The 3,380-nt window shown below is 47.6% G+C and carries 4 protein-coding genes; all 4 read right to left on the minus strand.

Annotated elements, in window-relative coordinates; genetic code table 11:
* Positions 1-125: 125 nt before the first annotated feature.
* Positions 126-1,661 (minus strand): hypothetical protein, encoded by a 1,536-nt coding sequence (locus KTG12_RS20990; RefSeq protein WP_149936135.1) that lies wholly within the window; start codon positions 1,659-1,661, stop codon positions 126-128.
* A 1-nt stretch (position 1,662) separates the two neighbouring features.
* The gene (locus KTG12_RS20995) at positions 1,663-2,586 is read right to left on the minus strand and encodes a hypothetical protein (RefSeq protein WP_122342891.1); all 924 of its coding nucleotides are present in this window, start codon (positions 2,584-2,586) and stop codon (positions 1,663-1,665) included.
* Entirely contained in the window at positions 2,583-2,990 is a 408-nt protein-coding gene (locus KTG12_RS21000) for a hypothetical protein (RefSeq protein ID WP_122116638.1), read from the minus strand. Before KTG12_RS21000 ends, KTG12_RS20995 begins: the two co-directional genes overlap by 4 nt.
* Positions 2,991-2,994: 4 nt before the next feature.
* Positions 2,995-3,380 (minus strand): hypothetical protein (locus KTG12_RS21005; RefSeq protein ID WP_216945535.1); only part of this gene is annotated, 386 nt, incomplete at its 5' end.

Raw genomic sequence — 3,380 nt, forward strand, 5'->3', positions numbered from 1 at the left:
GCTTCATGTTGAATTTACCGTTTTCCAAACGTTCAAATAACCAGACTGATGCAGGATAGACGGTTACGTTATCGGCCCATTCGGCGGTCGTCTGTTCGATCTGTTGATAAATAAATGCACCTTTCTTACTCATTGCTCAAATATCCTTGTTTTATCGTTCGTACTGATTCATTGTAATAATTGGCTCCTGTCAGATAAACATTACCGGGCAAGGCTGTACCGCTGCCGGATTCCTTCCACGAAGCTTTTCCCCCGGCAAGATCATAAAGCCGGTAGAACACATATTCTCCTTCTTCCGCTACACGTACTTCATCGCCGATACGAAAATTGATGGTTGTACCGTCGGTATTGACATAGCTCAATGTATTTTCGTCCGGGATAGCCTCTAACGTCGGGATCTCCGGTTTGTTCTTGATGTAGTTCTTATTGACAGGATCGATAACGTTCCAGTCGGGTTGCAGTCCACTGATGACTCCTTCGGCGGCTTCGGCTGCACGATTGGCGCGGTCGGCGGCTGTGTTGGCCTTGCCGGTTGCGACTATGGCATCTTCCTTTGCCGTATTAGCAGCCAAAGCTGCCGTATCCGCCAGTCCTGCCTTTTCATTGGCCAGAGTAGCGGCAGCTTTGGCTGTATTTGCCGCCTTGTCTGCATTTTCTTTTGCCGTGTTTGCGGCTAAAGCTGCATCCGTCGCCGATTTTGTAGCAGTCTCGGCAGAAGCTATGGTATCATCCGCACGCTCTACAGCCGCATTAGCATTTTCGGCGGCAGTTGTAGCCGAGGATGCTGCTTCATTCGCTTTATCTGTTGCGGTATTGGCATTTAATGTTGCCGTGTCAGCTTTTCCTGCGGCATCATTGGCCTTTCCTGCGGCTATATTGGCTTCAACAGTTGCTTTATCTGCTTCTTCCTTTGCCATATTGGCTGAAGCTGCTGCGGTATCGGCATTCTCGGCTGCGGTATTGGCTATACCGGCTTTTTCCTCCGCCAATGCAGCGGCAGCAACAGCCAATTTGGTCGCTGCATCAGCATCTCCGGCAGATTGAGTTGCTTGACCAGCTGCGGCATTTGCTAAAGCTGCGGCATCATTTGCAGCCTTGGTTGCCGCCTCTGCGCTCACTTTTGCGGTGTTTACATTCGATATAGCAGTATTAGCTTCCTCCTTAATTTGGGACATCTGTTCACGAACCTCTTTTGCCGCATCCGTTGCCGGCTTCATAAGTTCGGCCTTATCAGTCTCTGTCAGATCAGAAAAATGCAGTTTCAATTGATCCACTTCTGCTGGTGTCAGATCGGAAAACTTCATTTTCAATTCTTCACGGTCGAAAATATCCACGTATGCACTATCCGGCTCACCTTCGTATTTCATTTGAAGTGTACCGTTCAACTTTCGAAAAACCGGCTTCTCTCCTTTCGGCCCACGAATTTTCTCAATTTCCAACAGATTCTGCCAAGCACCATTAGCTCCTTGTTTCCAAAGGATGTATTTATCGTTTATCCCTAAAAACGCACTAAGGCCGGGATCGCCCTGTTTACCTTTCATTGCAGAGGGCAAAGCACGCTTAGGTCTCCCACCCTGAATGATCAGGATCATATCATTATCGGTTATTGTTCCAGCTGCCGGAAGCAAATTAGCCCTGATTATTTCAAATTCTTCTGCCATATTAATTGAAAACTATTATTCTACCTTGCTCATCTGCCAATAACCCCAAATCCGGATCTTTCAGCACACGGTAACGAACATCACCGCCGGCATCTATCCAACTCACTACGGGAGCAACAACAGAAATAGTGAATCTTGCCCCTATCCGGTTCTCCTGCCAGACTTCCACAGAAAAGGACGGGCAATCCGTATAGTACACCTGAATGATACCATCCAACGTCTTAATATATAATTCCTGATTTCCTACACCGGATATCTGGCTAAAGAATGCCCGATAGTTATTCAGAAACTCTTCCACACTGCCGGCCAACATCCAAAGGGACAGTTTTATTTCCCGATGCAGGGTTTTGATTGTCGAAAGGTCTACCGTACGGCCATCGGTGAACGGCGCCTTAACCGCAGGATATTTCAAGATGTCCTCCTGGTTATCGTCCGATCCTATACCGAAGTCTGCAAAGTCTATCCCATTAATCGCATACTGCCCGCGAAGCCCGATACCGCCGGCCGGAGTTGCCGGATAAATGGCATGATTGTCCTCGACAAAAGAAAGTTCAAACACAGATACGTTCTCCCCTGCATTAAATGGCACAGGCTGTTCGTGAGAAGAGCCGACATTGAAGCGTAAGCGGTTGGTCATACCGGCAATAAGATTGAATTCCCGATAGCCCGGTGCGGACAGATCAGCAACAAACTTTCTATACCCAGACCAGAACTGCTCAAGCGTTTCTGCCTTCATGAGGAATTTCAACTTGACGGTCTTAGGTTCGAACTCCACAACCGACAGATCGGGATCGATTCCGTCGGCTTCCGCCCAGTTGTTATATTTGACTGCCTTACGTTTGGGGTATTTCAGAAGATCATCAAAAGAACCTTCCAATAATTTACATCCCCATTCAGTATATACGTCTTTTCCGTCTATTGTCATAATACACGTGTTGTATGGTCTTTATGAGTTATTACCTTACCGCCAGCGTTCTTTACGAACACCACGGCATAGTTACTCGCATGGATCTCGGCTTCCGCCCCGTGCATCAGGATCACGTTGTAGCGGCCGATCGTATCAAAATGAAGGATTGCCTTGGAACCGGCCAAGAATACCTTCACCGGATTCGTCAGTTTCACGTCCGTCTCGATATAGATTCCCATGCTTTCGGCCTTCTTGCCCCGGAACTCTCGTAATTGTTCCATAGACGGGAAATTATTCTTCGTGCAGAACTCCGTACCCTGCGGTGTCAGCAGAAGGCGCATAAGCTCTTCTTTGTTTTCCGTGCCATGCAACAACCGGCAGGCACCTAACCGGTTTGCTATCTCAAAAAACTCTTTATCCATAATGCTACATTTTTACTTTTACGTTAATAGTACCTTCCAAGGCATCAACCGTGCCTCTAGTGTTTTCCGATATCTTACCGGCAACCTCTTTGATCTCTCTCGTATTCTCGGCGATCCGATCGGTATTCTTTTCCACTTTATCTGATAGTTCGCGGATGGCCTTCACATCTTCCCAACCTCTGGATTGCATATCATAGATCAGCTTCATTTGTTCCCGGATCGGTTGCATACTGCCGCGGATGTCTTCCAACAGGACACGGACGGCCCCGGTCTGACCGGCCAACAAGTTTATGCTTTCTTGAGAGGCTTTGGCATACGCGCCTTTCAGGGTATTTTCGGATATATCTTCTTCTTTCTCCGGCTCTTCCACCTTATCTTTCATCAGGCTAT

It is taken from the genome of Parabacteroides sp. MSK.9.14 (assembly GCF_019041495.1).
GTDB lineage: Bacteria > Bacteroidota > Bacteroidia > Bacteroidales > Tannerellaceae > Parabacteroides > Parabacteroides merdae.

What these genes read in the sequence shown, in the direction of transcription:
- KTG12_RS20990 (WP_149936135.1), bottom strand. Translation starts at nt 1,661, where the DNA reads ATGGCAGAAGAATTTGAAATAATCAGGGCTAATTTGCTTCCGGCAGCT.
- KTG12_RS20995 (WP_122342891.1), bottom strand. Translation starts at nt 2,586, where the DNA reads ATGACAATAGACGGAAAAGACGTATATACTGAATGGGGATGTAAATTA.
- KTG12_RS21000 (WP_122116638.1), bottom strand. Translation starts at nt 2,990, where the DNA reads ATGGATAAAGAGTTTTTTGAGATAGCAAACCGGTTAGGTGCCTGCCGG.